The sequence below is a fragment of the Kocuria kalidii genome (genome assembly GCF_044462225.1).
GTDB classification, from domain to species: Bacteria; Actinomycetota; Actinomycetes; order Actinomycetales; family Micrococcaceae; genus Kocuria; species Kocuria kalidii.
The window spans coordinates 1-14,014 of sequence record NZ_JBISWJ010000099.1; the positions used below are offsets into that span (position 1 = coordinate 1).

Annotated in this window: 14 protein-coding genes; 4 read left to right on the forward strand and 10 right to left on the reverse strand. The window is 74.1% G+C overall.

All coding sequences use genetic code 11. From position 1 onward, the window contains the following. Nucleotides 1-37: 37 nt before the first annotated feature. On the reverse strand, nt 38-670 hold the full coding sequence (locus tag ACH9D3_RS14665; protein ID WP_396411578.1) for a class I SAM-dependent methyltransferase: 633 nt from the start codon (nt 668-670) through the stop codon (nt 38-40). Nucleotides 671-914: 244 nt separating this feature from the next. On the opposite strand from ACH9D3_RS14665, the gene ACH9D3_RS14670 reads away from it, so the two are divergent. Further along, nucleotides 915-1,586, forward strand: a complete 672-nt coding sequence (locus ACH9D3_RS14670) for a hypothetical protein (protein ID WP_396400173.1) — start codon at nt 915-917, stop codon at nt 1,584-1,586. 37 nt (nt 1,587-1,623) lie between these two features. Then, nucleotides 1,624-1,977: a Sec-independent protein translocase TatB gene (locus ACH9D3_RS14675; RefSeq protein WP_396411500.1), complete on the forward strand. Its 354-nt coding sequence runs from the start codon at nt 1,624-1,626 to the stop codon at nt 1,975-1,977. A 33-nt stretch (nt 1,978-2,010) separates the two neighbouring features. On the opposite strand, the gene ACH9D3_RS14680 is transcribed toward ACH9D3_RS14675, so the two are convergent. From ACH9D3_RS14680 to ACH9D3_RS14690, 3 genes are read right to left on the reverse strand one after another with little or no spacing between them, the layout of a single operon-like run. Then, complete coding sequence (locus ACH9D3_RS14680; RefSeq protein WP_396411501.1) at nt 2,011-3,198, reverse strand: P-loop NTPase; 1,188 nt, start codon at nt 3,196-3,198, stop codon at nt 2,011-2,013. Then, complete coding sequence (locus ACH9D3_RS14685) at nt 3,191-3,820, reverse strand: DUF1003 domain-containing protein (RefSeq protein ID WP_396400176.1); 630 nt, start codon at nt 3,818-3,820, stop codon at nt 3,191-3,193. Before ACH9D3_RS14685 ends, ACH9D3_RS14680 begins: the two co-directional genes overlap by 8 nt. Then, nucleotides 3,813-5,114, reverse strand: coding sequence for a magnesium transporter MgtE N-terminal domain-containing protein (locus tag ACH9D3_RS14690; protein ID WP_396400177.1), 1,302 nt, complete (start codon nt 5,112-5,114; stop codon nt 3,813-3,815). The genes ACH9D3_RS14685 and ACH9D3_RS14690 overlap by 8 nt, the downstream gene beginning before the upstream one ends. A 97-nt stretch (nt 5,115-5,211) precedes the next feature. Here ACH9D3_RS14690 and ACH9D3_RS14695 point away from each other — a divergent pair, with 97 nt between their 5' ends. Continuing rightward, nucleotides 5,212-6,177, forward strand: a complete 966-nt coding sequence (locus ACH9D3_RS14695; RefSeq protein WP_396411502.1) for a general stress protein — start codon at nt 5,212-5,214, stop codon at nt 6,175-6,177. 24 nt (nt 6,178-6,201) lie between these two features. On the opposite strand, the gene ACH9D3_RS14700 is transcribed toward ACH9D3_RS14695, so the two are convergent. Next, a complete protein-coding gene (locus tag ACH9D3_RS14700; RefSeq protein WP_396400180.1) occupies nt 6,202-7,776 on the reverse strand; it encodes an aminopeptidase P family protein in 1,575 nt (524 codons plus the stop codon). A gap of 82 nt (nt 7,777-7,858) precedes the next feature. Here ACH9D3_RS14700 and ACH9D3_RS14705 point away from each other — a divergent pair, with 82 nt between their 5' ends. Then, nucleotides 7,859-8,710: a PHP domain-containing protein gene (locus tag ACH9D3_RS14705; RefSeq protein ID WP_396400181.1), complete on the forward strand. Its 852-nt coding sequence runs from the start codon at nt 7,859-7,861 to the stop codon at nt 8,708-8,710. Nucleotides 8,711-8,806: 96 nt separating this feature from the next. Here the strand turns inward: ACH9D3_RS14705 and ACH9D3_RS14710 are convergent, their stop codons facing one another. From ACH9D3_RS14710 to ACH9D3_RS14730, 5 genes are all read right to left on the reverse strand, one after another. Next, complete coding sequence (locus ACH9D3_RS14710) at nt 8,807-9,664, reverse strand: DNA methyltransferase (protein WP_396411503.1); 858 nt, start codon at nt 9,662-9,664, stop codon at nt 8,807-8,809. Further along, the gene (locus ACH9D3_RS14715; RefSeq protein WP_396411504.1) at nt 9,661-11,379 is read right to left on the reverse strand and encodes a DEAD/DEAH box helicase; all 1,719 of its coding nucleotides are present in this window, start codon (nt 11,377-11,379) and stop codon (nt 9,661-9,663) included. The genes ACH9D3_RS14710 and ACH9D3_RS14715 overlap by 4 nt, the downstream gene beginning before the upstream one ends. A 344-nt stretch (nt 11,380-11,723) precedes the next feature. Then, the gene (locus tag ACH9D3_RS14720) at nt 11,724-11,960 is read right to left on the reverse strand and encodes a DUF3107 domain-containing protein (protein ID WP_396400184.1); all 237 of its coding nucleotides are present in this window, start codon (nt 11,958-11,960) and stop codon (nt 11,724-11,726) included. Nucleotides 11,961-12,015: 55 nt separating this feature from the next. Then, nucleotides 12,016-12,633, reverse strand: coding sequence for a TetR/AcrR family transcriptional regulator (locus tag ACH9D3_RS14725; RefSeq protein WP_396400185.1), 618 nt, complete (start codon nt 12,631-12,633; stop codon nt 12,016-12,018). 51 nt (nt 12,634-12,684) lie between these two features. Next, nucleotides 12,685-14,007, reverse strand: a complete 1,323-nt coding sequence (locus ACH9D3_RS14730) for a glutamyl-tRNA reductase (RefSeq protein WP_396411505.1) — start codon at nt 14,005-14,007, stop codon at nt 12,685-12,687. Nucleotides 14,008-14,014: the final 7 nt, after the last annotated feature.

Sequence of the window (14,014 nt, forward strand, 5' to 3'; positions counted from 1 at the left end):
CTGACGCGCCGCGGGACCGGTCTCCGGGGCCGGCCGCTCAGCGGCGCACGGCCAGCAGCAGACCGGAGCCGGTGGTCAGCAGGGCCGTGCTGAAGCGGTCGTCCTCCCGGAACAGCCGGTGCACGGCCCGCAGGGTGCGGGTGTTCTCCTCGCGGTTGGCCGGCTGCGCCACCTTGTCCTGGTGCAGCGCGTCGTTGACCACGAGCATGCCGCCCGGTCGCAGCAGGCGGACGGCCTCCTCCGCGTAGTCCAGGGTCCCCTCGGCGTCCGCGTCGAGGAACACGAGGTCGTAGGCACCGGCGCTCAGCCGGGGCATCACGAGGGAGGCCCGCCCGGGGATCGTGCGGGTGCGGCTCGTCGGGACTCCCGCCTCCCGGAACGTGTCCCGGGCCGCGCGCAGCGCCCGGATGTCGGTGTCGATCGTGGTCAGCACGGACGTGGCGGGCAGGCCGCGCAGCAGGGCCAGCCCGGACACCCCGGCCCCCGTGCCGACCTCGACCACCGTGGCGGGCCGCGCCGCCGCCGCGAGCACCGTGAGGGCCGCGGCGGTGCCCGGGGTGACCGGGGGGATGCGCAGGGCGAGCGAGCGCTCCCGGGCGCGGTAGGCGATCTCGTCCTCGACGGCGAACGCCTCGGCGTACGACCAGCTCGTGGTCTTGTCCGCGCCCATGGTCCGCCCTTCGTCGCTGTAGTGGATGCGCGTCATCCTACCGGCTGGGCCCCTCCGTCCGGCGACCGTCCAGTCGGCATCCAGCTTCCCCGTCGATCATGGAGACGGTCGACCCGTCGACCCACGGGTCGGCAGACAGGTCGGGCCACGGGTCGAGCAGGGACGTGCTGCCGGGCGCCCGCCCGGCACCACCGTCCGCACCAGCGTCCGAACCGCCGTCCGAACCGCCGCACGAGGAGGAGCGATGTCCCGCCCGGAGCGCGTCGTGCCGGCCCGTCGCAGCAGCGCCGTCCCGGTGGCCGCGGCGACCGTCTGCGCCGTGCTCACCCTGGTCCTGGGCTCCGGCTACGCGGTCGGGCGCTCGGCCGTGGCGGAGTCCGCGAACGGTGCCGACGAGCGGGTCCCGGTCTCGGCGTGGCACGGCACGCACGGGGTGCTGACCGCGGACGAGGTGTCGGCGGACGGGCTGCGCTCGGAGGGGTGGACCCTGCCGACCCTGGCGTCGGACGGGTACCGGGTCCACTCGATGACGCGGGGCTCCCTGTTCGGCCACCCTGTCGTGGTCGTCCGGCTCCACCGGGGCGAGGACGAGGTCGTCGTGGTCGAGCAGCGCGGGCGGATCGACCGGGAGAATCCCATGGACGGGCTCACCGGCCTGCCCGTGAGCGCGGAGGGACTCGAGCCCGTGGCGGTGGAGGGGGTCCCCCTCTGGGTGGACGCCGGACCGCCGTGGCGGGCGGTGCTCGTGGAGGACGCGGTCGTCTACACGGTCAGCGCGGACACCGGCCCGTCCGCGATGGCCCGCACCGTCAACCTCGTCGTGGCCGACGAGCGGGGGCGCGTGGTCGAGCCCGCCGCGGGGGACCCCGGCGTCGTCGACACCGTGGTCATCGGTCTGCGCGAGATCCTCGGCTGAGCGGCCACCGGCCCTCCGACTGGTAAAATCTCCCACTGTGCTCGGCATCAACGGCGGCGAAGTGATCATCCTGGTGCTCCTGGCCCTGTTCATCATCGGGCCGGAGCGGCTGCCGGAGTACGCGGAAAAGCTCAAGGACCTCGTCAGGGCCGCCAAGCGGTACGCGACCGGCGCCACCGAGGAGCTCAAGGAGACCCTCGGGCCCGAGATCGCCGACGTCGACTGGCGCAAGCTCGACCCCCGTCAGTACGACCCCCGCACCATCGTGCGCCAGGCCCTGCTCGAGGAGGACGAACCGGCGGAGCCCGCCGCGCCGCGACCTCGCCCCGGGCCGGTGCTGACCCGGCTGGCGCCCGGCCAGCCGGCGCCCTTCGACACCGAGGCCACCTGAGCCGTCCGCCGCACGCGGCGACGGGGCAGCGCCTCAGCGCGGTCCCAGGCCCAGCGGGCGCCCGGCGAGCCCGCGCGGGCGGGAGCCCAGCGCATCGGCGACGGAGCGGAGTGCGGCCGCCGCGGGCGAGGCCGGCGCCGACCACACGACCGGACGGCCCGCGTCCCCGCCCTCCCGCAGGGCGAGGTCCAGGGGCACGGCGCCGAGCAGCGGCACGTCGTAGCCGAGCCGGCGGGTCAGGGACTCGGAGATCCGGGCGCCTCCGCCGGAGCCGAAGAGCTCGAGCACGGTGCCGTCCGGCATGGGCATGCCCGCCATGTTCTCGACCACCCCGGCCACCTTCTGGCCCGTCTGGACGGCGAGCGTCCCGGAGCGCTCGGCGACCTCGACGGCCGCCTGCTGGGGCGTGGAGACCACGAGCACCTCCGCCGAGGGCAGCAGCTGGGCCACGGAGATCGCGATGTCGCCCGTGCCCGGCGGGAGGTCCAGGAAGAGGTGGTCCAGGTCCCCGAAGTGCACGTCCGTGAGGAACTGCTCGACGGCGCGGTGCAGCATCGGCCCGCGCCAGGCCACCGGCTGGTCCGGGTCCACGAACATCCCGATCGAGATGACCTTGAGCACCCCGGCGCGCCCGGAGTCCTCGCGCGCCGCGTCCGGGACCTCCACGACGGGCGGCAGGATCATGTCCCCCACCTGGGTGGGGCCCCGGTCGATGCCGAGCAGCCCGGGGACGGAGAACCCGTGCACGTCCGCGTCCACGATGCCCACCGAGCGTCCGCGGGCGGCGAGCGCGGCGGCGAGGTTGACGGTCACCGTCGACTTGCCGACGCCGCCCTTGCCGCTGGTCACGGCGTGCACCCGCGTCAGGGAGGAGGGGTCGTTGTAGGGCACGGTCCGGGTGTGGCCCACGCGGTCCTTGAGGGCGGTGCGCTGCTCGGGGGTCATCACGCCGATCCGCACGTCGACGGAGCGCACCCCGGCCACGGTCCCCACGGCGTCCCGCACGTCCTGTTCGATGGTCGAGCGCAGGGGGCAGCCGCTGATCGTGAGCAGCACGTGCACCGCGGCGCGACCGGCGTCGTCGAGCTCGGCGGAGCGGATCATCCCGAGCTCGGTCACGGGCCGGCGCAGCTCGGGGTCGAGCACGCGGTCGAGCGCCGCGCGCAGCGCGGGGTCGAGGGCCTCGGGGGCCAGGACGTCGTCGGGGCGGGGGTCAGACACGGGGGATCCCTCTGGTCTCGGGTGCGGCGGGCCGGTCGGGGCTGCGGTTCCTGCGGCGGGCGCCCCGGCGCGGGTGGGGCCCCGGTTCGTCGGTCTCCGGGTCGTCGTCCTGGGACTCCAGGATCTCCTCGAGCACCGAGCGCAGCTCGGAGCGCACGAAGTCGCGGGTGGCGACCTCGCGCAGGGCGATCCGCAGCGACGCGATCTCCCGGGTCAGGTACTCGGTGTCGGCGAGGTTCTGCTGCGCTCGGCGCCGGTCCTCCTCCTGGGTGACGCGGTCCCGGTCGTCCTGCCGGTTCTGCGCCAGCAGCAGCAGGGGCGCCGCGTACGAGGCCTGCAGGGACAGCATCAGCGTCAGCAGCGTGAAGTTGAGGTCCTTGGAGTCGAACTGCAGCTCCCGGGGGGCGATCGTGTTCCAGCCCAGCCACAGGGCGACGAACACCGTCATCCACAGCAGGAACTGCGGGGTGCCCATGAAGCGGGCGAAGCCCTCGGTCATCCTGCCGAAGGAGTCGGGGTTCGGGCGGAACCGGTCCAGCAGCCCGGGGCGGTGCTCGCGGGGCTGGTCGAGGGCGTTGCCGCGGGTGCTGACGCGGGGGCGCCGGGGCTCGCGCTCACTCATACCGCTTGCCCACCTTCCGGATCGGGGTGCCGTCGTCGGCGGTGCGCCAGTCCTCGGGCAGCAGGGCGTCCAGGACGTCGTCGATGGTGATCGCCCCGACCACCCGGTCGTGGTCGTTGACCACCGGGATGATGGTGAGGTCGTAGGTCGCGAGCTCACGGGCGACGTCCTGCAGCGAGGCGAGGTCGGAGACCGGCTCGAGCGAGCGGTCGATCAGGTTGCCCACGGCCTCGGGCGGGGGATAGCGCAGCAGCTTCTGCGTGTGCACCATGCCCAGGTACTTGCCCGTGGGCGTCTCCAGCGGCGGGCGGGACACGATCACGGCCGCCGCGACCGCCGGGCTGAGCTCCTCCTGGCGGATGTGGGCGAGGGCCTCCGCCACCGTGGCCTCCGGCGGCAGGATGATCGGCACGGGGGTCATGAGGGAGCCGGCCGTGCCCTCCTCGTACTCGAGGAGCCGCCGGACGTCCTCGGCGTCCTCGGGCTGCATCAGGGCGAGCAGCGCCTCGGCCTGGGCGTCGGGCAGCTCGTTGAGCAGGTCGGCGGCGTCGTCGGGCTCCATCTCCTCGAGCACCGTGGCCGCGCGGTCGGAGCCCATGTTCGTGAGGATGTACACCTGGTCCTCCTCGGGGAGCTCCTCCAGGACGTCGGCGAGCCGTTCGTCCTGGAGCTCGTGGGCGATCTCGAGCATGCGCTTGGCGGACATGTCGTGGATCTCGTCGGCCAGGTCGGCGGGCTGCTGCTCCTCGTGGGAGGCCACCCACTGCGTGGCGGGCTGGTGGCCCGCCGCGGAGGGGTCGCCCGCGTCCTCCCAGTCGATGATCAGTGTCTCGTTGCGCCGGCGCATCAGGCCTCCGCCCGTGCCGGTGCGGCGGACGAAGAGCTGGGTGATGAGCCAGTCCCCGGTGTTGCGCTTGCGCTCCATGGCCATGTCCTCGACCGTGGCCGAGCCGGAGCCGTCCCGCAGCTCCACGGTCCGGTCGAACACCTCGCCGACGGCGAGGGTCTCCGCGCCGCGCTGCTCGAAGCGGCGCAGGTTCACGAGTCCCGTGCTGATGATCTTCTCCGCGTCGATGCTGGTCACCCGGGTCATCGGCACGAACACGCGCTTCTTGCCCAGCACCTCCACCACGATGCCGACCACAAGGGGGCGCCGGGACGAGCGCCCGTACCGGGAGCTGCCGCGCATGAGCACGACGACGTCGCGCAGGCGCCCCAGACGGTCGCCCAGGGGGTCGAACACGTCGAGGCCGATCAGGCGCGCGATGAAGATCTTGTCGATGTTGCTGCTCACCGTACAAGACTACCCATCGGCACCCCGGGGGCCCGGCGCGGCGGCCGGGAGCCGGAGCGGGGCCCGGACCGGGGCGAGGATGGGGAAGAATGGACGCATGAGCTCGCCACGGTCCCTGCCCCCCGCCAGCCCCGCCGTCCGCGGCCTTCCCCGCGGGGAGGTGATCGGACGCTACGGCACCTACGCCGACGCGCAGAAGGCCGTGGACCACCTCGCGGACGAGCAGTTCGAGGTCGACCGGATCGCGATCGTCGGCAACGACCTGAAGTCCGTCGAGCAGGTGACCGGCCGGCTCAGCTATCCCAAGGTCGCCGGTCAGGGCGCGCTCAACGGCATGGTCTTCGGCGCGTTCCTCGGACTGATCCTCTCGCTGCTGGGCGGGGAGCAGTGGCTGTCCACGCTGCTGGTCACCGTGCTGATGGGCGGGGCCTTCTGGATGCTGCTCGCCACCGTCACCTACGCCATGCAGCGGGGGAAGCGGGACTTCACCTCGACCAACCAGATCGTCGCCACCTCCTACGACGTGGTGGCGGCCCCCGAGGTGGCCCAGCGGGCCCAGCAGGTGCTGCAGGGGCTCCGGGGGCTGCAGAGCCTCCCGCGCACGGCGCCCGCCCCGCACCCCGGCGCCCCGGCGGGGCCGCCGCAGGGGCCGCGGCAGGGATCCCCGCAGGGCCCTGGCCCGGGCGTGCCCCCGCAGGGCCCCGGCCGGGTCGATCCCTCGCGGGCCCGGCAGCCCGGACAACGGTCCCCGGCGGGGGCCGGGGCTCCGTGGCAGCGGCCGCCCCAGGGCGTGCCGGCGGAGCAGGACCCCGGGCGGACGGCCCCCGCGCCGGTGCCCGTCCCGGAGGAGCAGGCCGAGCCCGCAGCGGCGCCCGGCCCCTCTGCGACGTTCCAGGACCTGCCCGACGGCCGGCCGCAGTACGGCATCCGGCTCCCCGCGGCCGATGCGCCCGGCCAGGGCGGGTCCGGGCAGGACGGGTCGGGACAGGACGGGTCGGGACAGGACCCGGCGGGGAACGAGCCGCCCGCCGGCGGGAGCACGTCCACCCGCGCCTCCGGCTGACCTCCCGCACGCGCGGCGCCCTGCTCAGCTGGGGTCGACGCCCTCCCGGGCGTGCCACAGCCCGGTCATCCAGGCCTCGACCTCGTCCGGGGTGCGCGGCAGCCCGGACGAGAGGTTGACGTTGCCGTCCTCGGTGATGAGGACGTCGTCCTCGATCCGCACCCCGATCCCGCGGTACTCCTCCGGCACCGCCAGGTCCTCCGCCTTGAAGTAGAGCCCGGGCTCGATGGTGAAGACCATGCCGGGCTCGATGACGCCGTCCACGTAGAGCTCCCGCTTGGCCTGCGCGCAGTCGTGCACGTCGAGGCCCAGGTGGTGGCTCGTGCCGTGCGGCATCCAGCGGCGGTGGTGCTGGCCCTCCGCGGACAGCGAGACCTCCGCGGGCACGGGCAGCAGGCCCCAGCTCTCGAGCCGCCGGGCCAGGACCTCCATGGCCGCGGCGTGCACGTCCCGGAACCGGTTGCCGGGCACGGCGGCGTCGAACGCGGCGTCGGCGGCGTCCAGGACCGCCTGGTAGATCCGCCGCTGCACGTCCGAGTACCGCCCGTTCACGGGCAGGGTGCGGGTGATGTCCGCGGTGTAGAGGGAGTCGGCCTCCACACCCGCGTCCACCAGGATGAGCTCCCCGGGGATGACCCTGCCGGTGTTGCGGATCCAGTGCAGGACCGTGGCGTTGTTGCCGCACGCCGCGATGGTGTCGTAGCCGAGGTCGTTGCCGTCCGTGCGGGCGCGGGCGAAGAAGGCGCCCTCGACCATGCGCTCGCCGCGGTGCCGGTGTCCCGCGGCCGCGGGCAGCACGTGCACGATGTCGGTGAAGCCGGCGATGGTCGCGTGCACGGCCTCGCGCAGCTGCCCGACCTCGTGGGCGTCCTTGACCAGCCGGAGCTCCGAGAGGGCCTCGGCGAGCTCGCCGTCGAGGGCGTCCGAGGACTCGAGGTCCACCCCGGTGTTGATCCGGGACGTGTCGACCAGGGCGTCGACGTTCAGGTCCACCTCGCGCACCAGCCGGACCCGCAGGCCGCCGAGGGCCGTGGGCCCGGCGTTCTTGGTGACCGCGTCCTCGAGGCCTCCGAGGTCACGGGTGCGCAGCCCGCAGGCCGTGCCGAGCTCCTCGAGGGTCGGGCGGGGGCCGACCCAGAACTCGCCGTGCTTCGCGTCGGCGTAGAACTCCTTGGAGTCCCGGCCGGCCATCGGGTGGAAGTACAGGGTCGCCTCGTGGTGGCCGCCGTCGTCGCCCGCGCCCTCGTCGACGGGCTCGAGCACCAGCACCGCGTCCGGTTCGTGGTCCACGCCCAGACCCGTCAGGTGGGCGAACGCGGAGTGCGGCCGGAAACGGTAGTCGGTGTCGTTCGAACGGACCTTGAGCGGTCCGGCGGGGAGCACGAGCCGCTCGCCGGGGAACCGTCCGGAGATCCGCCTCCGCCGCGCGGCGGCGAAGTCGGCCACCGGTGCGCGCTCCACCTCGGCGGGCTCCGCGTCGGCCCACCGGGAGCCCATGAACTCCTGGAAGGCGGGGGAGTCGGGGCGCTGGGACCGGTTCTCGACCCGGTCCGAGAGCGGCTGCGTGGCGTCCTGGGGTGTCGTGCTGTGCTCTGTCATGGTTCCTTTCCTCGCGTCGTCCGTCTCATCGTGCCACGGGTGGCCGGGGGCCGTCCCGGCGCGTACCGGTATCGTGGCCGGGGTGAAGATCGACCTGCACACCCACTCGTCCGTCTCCGACGGCACGGAGAGCCCCGCGGACGTCGCCCGCGCCGCGCACGCGGCGGGTCTCGACGTGTTCGCCCTCACCGACCACGACACCACGGCCGGCTGGCAGCCGGCCGGGGACACCGCCGTGTCGCTGGGCGTCGCCTTCGTCCCGGGCATGGAGATCTCCTGCACCACCGGCGACGGCACCTCGGTGCACCTGCTGAGCTATCTGCACGACCCCGAGGACACGGCGCTGCTGGCCGAGGTCGAGTCCTCGCGCTGCTCGCGGCGCACCCGGGCCGAGCGCATGGTCGAGCTGCTGTCCGAGGACTACCCGATCGACTGGGACGTGGTGCTGGCCCACGTCCACGAGGGCGCCACCGTGGGCCGCCCGCACATCGCCGACGCCCTGGTGAGCGCGGGGGTCGTCGAGAACCGCACGGCGGCCTTCGCGTCGGTGCTGCACAGCCGCTCGCGCTACTACGTCCCCCACTACGCCCCGGACCCGGTGCACGCCGTGCGCCTCGTCCGGACCGCCGGCGGCGTCCCCGTGTTCGCCCACCCGCTCGCCGCGGCCCGCGGCCGCGTGGTCGGCCCGGAGGTCTTCGGCGCCATGATCGACGCCGGCCTCGGGGGGCTCGAGGTCGCGCACCGGGACAACCCCGACGACGCCCGCGCGCGTCTCGTGCGGATGGCCTCCGAGCACGACCTGGTGGTCACGGGCTCGAGCGACTACCACGGGGCCGGCAAGCCGAACCGGCTGGGCGAGAACCTGACGTCCGTCCAGTCGCTCGTGCGGATCGAGGAGCAGGCCTGCTCCGGTGTCGCCGTGCGGTACCCCTGAGCGCCCCGCTGCGGTGCTCCGGACCGGTCCCGCCGCCCGACGACGCCGCGGACCGCGGCGGCGGTCCGGTCCGGCGCCGCCGGGCCGGCGCCGGGCTCAGTCCCAGACGGTCGCGTCCGGCAGGCGTGCCCGCATGACCTCGACGGCCTCCGGGTTGCGGTCCACGCACACGAACCGCCGGTCGAGCTGACGGGCGGCGGCGCCCAGGGTCCCTGACCCCGCGAAGAAGTCCAGCACCCAGTCCCCGCGACCCGAGCTGGCCGCGACCATCCGCCGCACGAGTCCCACGGGCTTCTGGGTGGGGTAGCCGGTCTTCTCCCGCCCGGTGGGGGAGACGATGGTGTGCCACCACACGTCCGTGGGCAGCTTGCCCAGCCGGACCTTCTCCGGCGTGACCAGGCCGGGGGCCATGTACGGCTCCCGGTCCACCTCGGCGCTGTCGAAGAGGTAGCGCGCCGGGTCCTTGACGTAGACCAGGACGTTGTCGTGCTTGGCGGGCCAGCGACGGCGGGAGCGCCCGCCGTAGTCGTAGGCCCAGATGATCTCGTTGAGGAAGCACTCCCGCCCGAAGATCGTGTCCAGCATGACCTTCGCGTAGTGCACCTCCCGGTAGTCCAGGTGCAGGTACAGCGTCCCGTCCTCTGCGAGGACCCGCCACGCCTCCCGCAGCCGGGGCTCCAGGAACCCCCAGTAGTCGGCGAACGCGTCGTCGTAGCTGCGCAGCGCCCCCAGCACGGTCGTGTAGGAGCGGCCGGCGAAGCCGGTCCGGTCGCCCTCGCCGCCCGCGGCCGGGGTGACCGTGGCCTCCCGCCGCCGCTGGGTCCGGCCGGTGTTGAACGGCGGGTCCACGTAGATCATGCGGAAGGCCCCGTCGGGCAGCCGCCGCAGGAGATCCAGGTTCTCCGCGGCGACCACCGCGTCGGGGCCCTCGGCGTCGAAGGCGAAGAGGCTCACTCGGCGGCGGTGCCGCTCGGCTCCTGCCCGGCGGCGCCGCTCTGGCCCCCGCGCCGGCGCCGCCGGCGCCGGGTGGTGCCGTCCGAGGTCTGCTCCACCGAGGTGTCCCGGGGGGTCTCGCGGGTGCGCTCGCGCGGGGCGCGGGACTCTCCGCGCGGGGGGTCCGACTTCTCCGCGTCGTTCCGACGGCCACGGCCGTCACGGCGGCCCTCATTGCGGCCCTCGCCGCGGCGGGAGTCGCCGCCCGCACGCGGGGAGTCGCCCCGGTCGCGCGAGCGCCCGCCCCGGCCGTCGCCGCGCGGCCCGCCCTTGCGCCCGCCGGGCTCGCCGAGGTCCTCGAGCACCTCGGCGCCGAGGCCCTCGTGGGTGCGCTTGGAGCGGGGGAGACGGCCCCTGGTGCCCTTCGGGATGCTCAGCTCCTCGTACAGGTGCTCCGAGGACGAGTACGTCTCGCGGGGCTCGGGGATGCCGAGCTCCAGGGCCTTGTCGATCAGCCGCCAGCGGGGCACGTCGTCCCAGTCCACGAACGTCACGGCCGTGCCCTTGTTGCCGGCGCGGCCGGTGCGGCCGGTGCGGTGCAGATAGGTCTTCTCGTCCTCGGGGCACTGGAAGTTGATCACGTGGGTGACGTCCTCGACGTCGATGCCGCGGGCGGCGACGTCCGTGGCCACGAGCACGTCGACCTTGTTGTGGCGGAACGCGCGCAGCGCCTGCTCCCGGGCGCCCTGGCCCAGGTCGCCGTGCAGGGGGGCCGCGGCGAAGCCGCGGGTGATCAGCTCGTCCGCGAGCTTTGCGGCGGCCCGCTTGGTCTTCGTGAAGACGATCGTGCGCCCGCGGCCCTCGGCCTGCAGGATCCGCGCGACGACCTCGTCCTTGTCGAGGTGGTGCGCCCGGTAGACCACCTGGCGGATGTCCTTCTTCGTGGCACCCTCGTCCGGTGCGGCCGCCCGGATGTGCATCGGCTTGGTCATGTAGCGGCGGGCCATCGCGACCACGGGGCCGGGCATCGTCGCGGAGAACAGCATGGTCTGCCGGACCTCGGGCACGGCCGAGAGCAGCTTCTCCACGTCGGGCAGGAACCCGAGGTCGAGCATCTCGTCGGCCTCGTCGAGCACCACGGCCCGCACCGCGGAGAGGTCCAGGAGGCGCTGCCGGTTGAGGTCGATGAGCCGGCCGGGGGTGCCGACCACGACCTCGACGCCCGCCTGCAGCTCCTCGATCTGGGGCTCGTAGGCGCGGCCGCCGTAGATCGTCGCCACCCGGGCGTTGCGGGTCCTGGCGGCGGTGGCCAGGTCGTGGCCGACCTGGACGGCGAGCTCGCGCGTGGGCACCACGATGAGCGCCTGCGGGGCTCCGGGCTTCTTCAGCCTGTCCCACCCGGCGTCGCCGCGGCCCACCACGCGCTGGACCACCGGGATGCCGAAGCCGAGCGTCTTGCCCGTGCCGGTCTTGGCCTGGCCGATGATGTCCTGGCCGGACAGCGCCACCGGGAGCGTCATGGCCTGGATGGGGAAGGGGTGGACGATGCCCTCGGCCGCGAGGGAGTCCACGATGTCCTGGCGCACCCCGAACTCGGCGAAGTCCTGGGGCAGCGGCTCGGGGTTCTCGGTGGTCTCGACGACCACCTCGGGGGCGCCGTCGAGGGTGGCGTCGAGGGCGTCGTCGTCGCGGGGGGCGGTGGCCTCCGGCGCGGCGTCGGTGATGTAGTCGGTCACGATCGGGTTCCTTCGTTCGGGCACGCCCGCCGGAGGGAGGGGACCGCGGGGTCCGGCCTCCGGGCCGCCGTGCTGGCGGCCGCGGGGGGCGTGCAGTGGGTGGAAGCCGATCGTGAGCGTGCGCCGCCTCCGCCCGGCGGGCCACGGGAGCGTGGCGTCCGGGTGCGGTCCTGCGCGCGGCCGCCGTGGCGGGGCCGGGTCGCGGGGAAGCGGGAGGGTGTCTGTACGTTGGTGGGATCGCGGGTACGACCGGTCATCCAGTGCGCTTAACAGTGTAGCCCGACGACCGCGCACACTCCGTGCGGTCGCCGGGCGGGCCCGCCGCGGCGGGCGGACGTACGGGGTCAGTCGTCCTTCGTGAAGGGGGTGAAGCCGACGGTCCGCTTCTGCTCGCCGCCGACGGAGGCGTAGCCGATGACGTCCGCGGGCACCACGGTCACGTTGCCCTTGGCGTCCGTCAGGGTCAGCGGGGACCCGGAGGAGATGGCCGCGGTGATCAGCTCCACGGCCTCGGGCGCCTGGAGCGCGGAGTCGACGACGATCTCCCGGGCGACGTGCTGGACACCGATCTTGATTTCCATGGTTCCTCCTCGGGACAGGACTGCGGGGTGCGTCCCGGTCAGTCTAGGGAGGCCCCTACTCCCAGTCCTCGTCGATGATCGAGATTCCGCCCCAAGCTAAACGGAAGATCTGGCGCTGGGCCTCGGCCCGCCCGCCGGTCCCGGGGTTGCGGATCCAGTGCACCGCGGCGGTCTGCGCCATGCCGGTCAGGGAGCGGGAGACGAGCACCGCGTGCGGGTGGCTCAGCCCCGCGTTGGGCCCGAGGACACCCGCGATCGAGTCCGCGACGGCCAGGTGGAAGTTCTCGAACCGCTCGGCGACCTCCGGGTCCGCCAGCAGGTCCGACTCGAAGATCAGCCGGTGGGCCTCCGGGTTGGCCTCCACGAAGCCGAAGTAGACGTCCAGCATGGACTCCACCCGCTGCCGGTTGACGTCGCTGGCCTGCAGCGCCGAGACGAGCCCGACCGCGAGCTCCTGGAGGTAGTGGTCCACGAGGGCGAGGTAGAGCTCGCGCTTGCCGGGGAAGTGCTGGTACAGGACGGGCTTGCTCACCTGGGCGGCGTCGGCGATGTCGTCCATGGACGACCCATGGTAGCCGTTCGAGGAGAACACGGTCAGGGCGGTCTCGAGCAGCTGCCGCCGGCGGGCCTCGCGCGGGAGGCGCGCGGGGCGGCCTCTCCTGGTCTCAGTCATGAACCGTTCCTCCTCAACCGGCCGGCGGCGCCGGCCACACGAAATGCTGCCCTACCCCGCGGCCTGCGGTCGTCGGGTGACCTCCGGGTCCGCGGTGGCCGGCGGCGCAGGCCGCTCCGCCGGGGCCGCCGGGACCTCGATGCCGTAGAGCGCCGACAGGCCGGTGATGTACTCGTCCTGCCGGCCCTGCGCGGCGAGCTCGCGCGCGCGGACGGTGGGGGTGTGCAGGAGGGAGCGGACCATGCGGCGCATCGCGAGCTCGATCTGCTCCTGGGCGCCCGTGCACCCGTGGTAGGAGGTGACCTTCTCGAGCTCGGCGTCCAGGACGGCCATCGTGTGCTTGCGCAGCGCCACGATCGCCGCGTCCATGTCCCGCGCGTCCTGGCTCGCGGCGAACTCCTGGGACGCACGCTCGACGATGCCGCTCGCGGCCTCGACGGACTCCAGGGTCTCGTCGGGGGCGGCCAGGCGCACCGACTCCAGGGTGATGAGCTCGACGCCGGGCAGGTCCGCCACGGCCGGGTCGAAGTCCCGGGTGAGGGCCAGGTCGACGACGGTGCGGGGTCCGGCCGGGAACGCGGCGGCGCCCATGGGGGCGGAACCGCCGCTGCAGCCGACGACCACGTCGGCGCGCTCCAGGGCGGCGGCCAGCTCCTCGTCCCCCACCGGCGTGCCGCCGCGGTTCTGCGTGAACTGCTCGGCCCGGCCGGACGCGGAGTAGACCTCGATGTCGGCGCAGCCGCGGTCGCGGAGGGCGGCCATCGTGGCCCCCGCGTAGGCCCCCGTGCCGAACACCAGGGCCCGCCGCGACGCCCAGGTCCCGGTCGTGACGTCGTCGGCGAGGTCGAGGGCCACGGAGACGATGGAGCGTCCCCGCTCGCCGAGGGCCGTCTGCGTGCCCACCTTGCGGGCCGTGCGGGCGGCCGCCTCGAACAGGCGCAGGAGGTTGCCGGAGACGGTGCCGGCCTGCTGCGCGTCGTTGAGGGCGCGCCGGACCTGTCCGGTGATCTCGCGCTCGCCCACCACGGCGGACTCCAGGCCGGAGACGACGGTGAAGAGGTGGCGCGCGGCGCCCGCATCGGTGAAGGCCCGCAACGAGCCGGCGACGAACTCGGGGTCCAGCCCGGCGCGGGAGCCGATCTGCTCGGCGAGCTCCGCCAGGACCTCGTCCAGCGCCGCCTCGGGGGAGGAGCCCGGCGCGCCGTCGAGCTCGCCGTAGATCTCGAGCCGGTTGCACGTCGAGAGGGTCACGGAGCCCCGGAGCGGGCCGCTGCGGACCATCTCCTCGGACAGACCGAGCGCACCGGTGCTGAGACGCGCAACGGTGTTCAGATCGACGTTCTGGTGGGAGGCGACGAGTGCGAAGAGGACCACAGTGCAT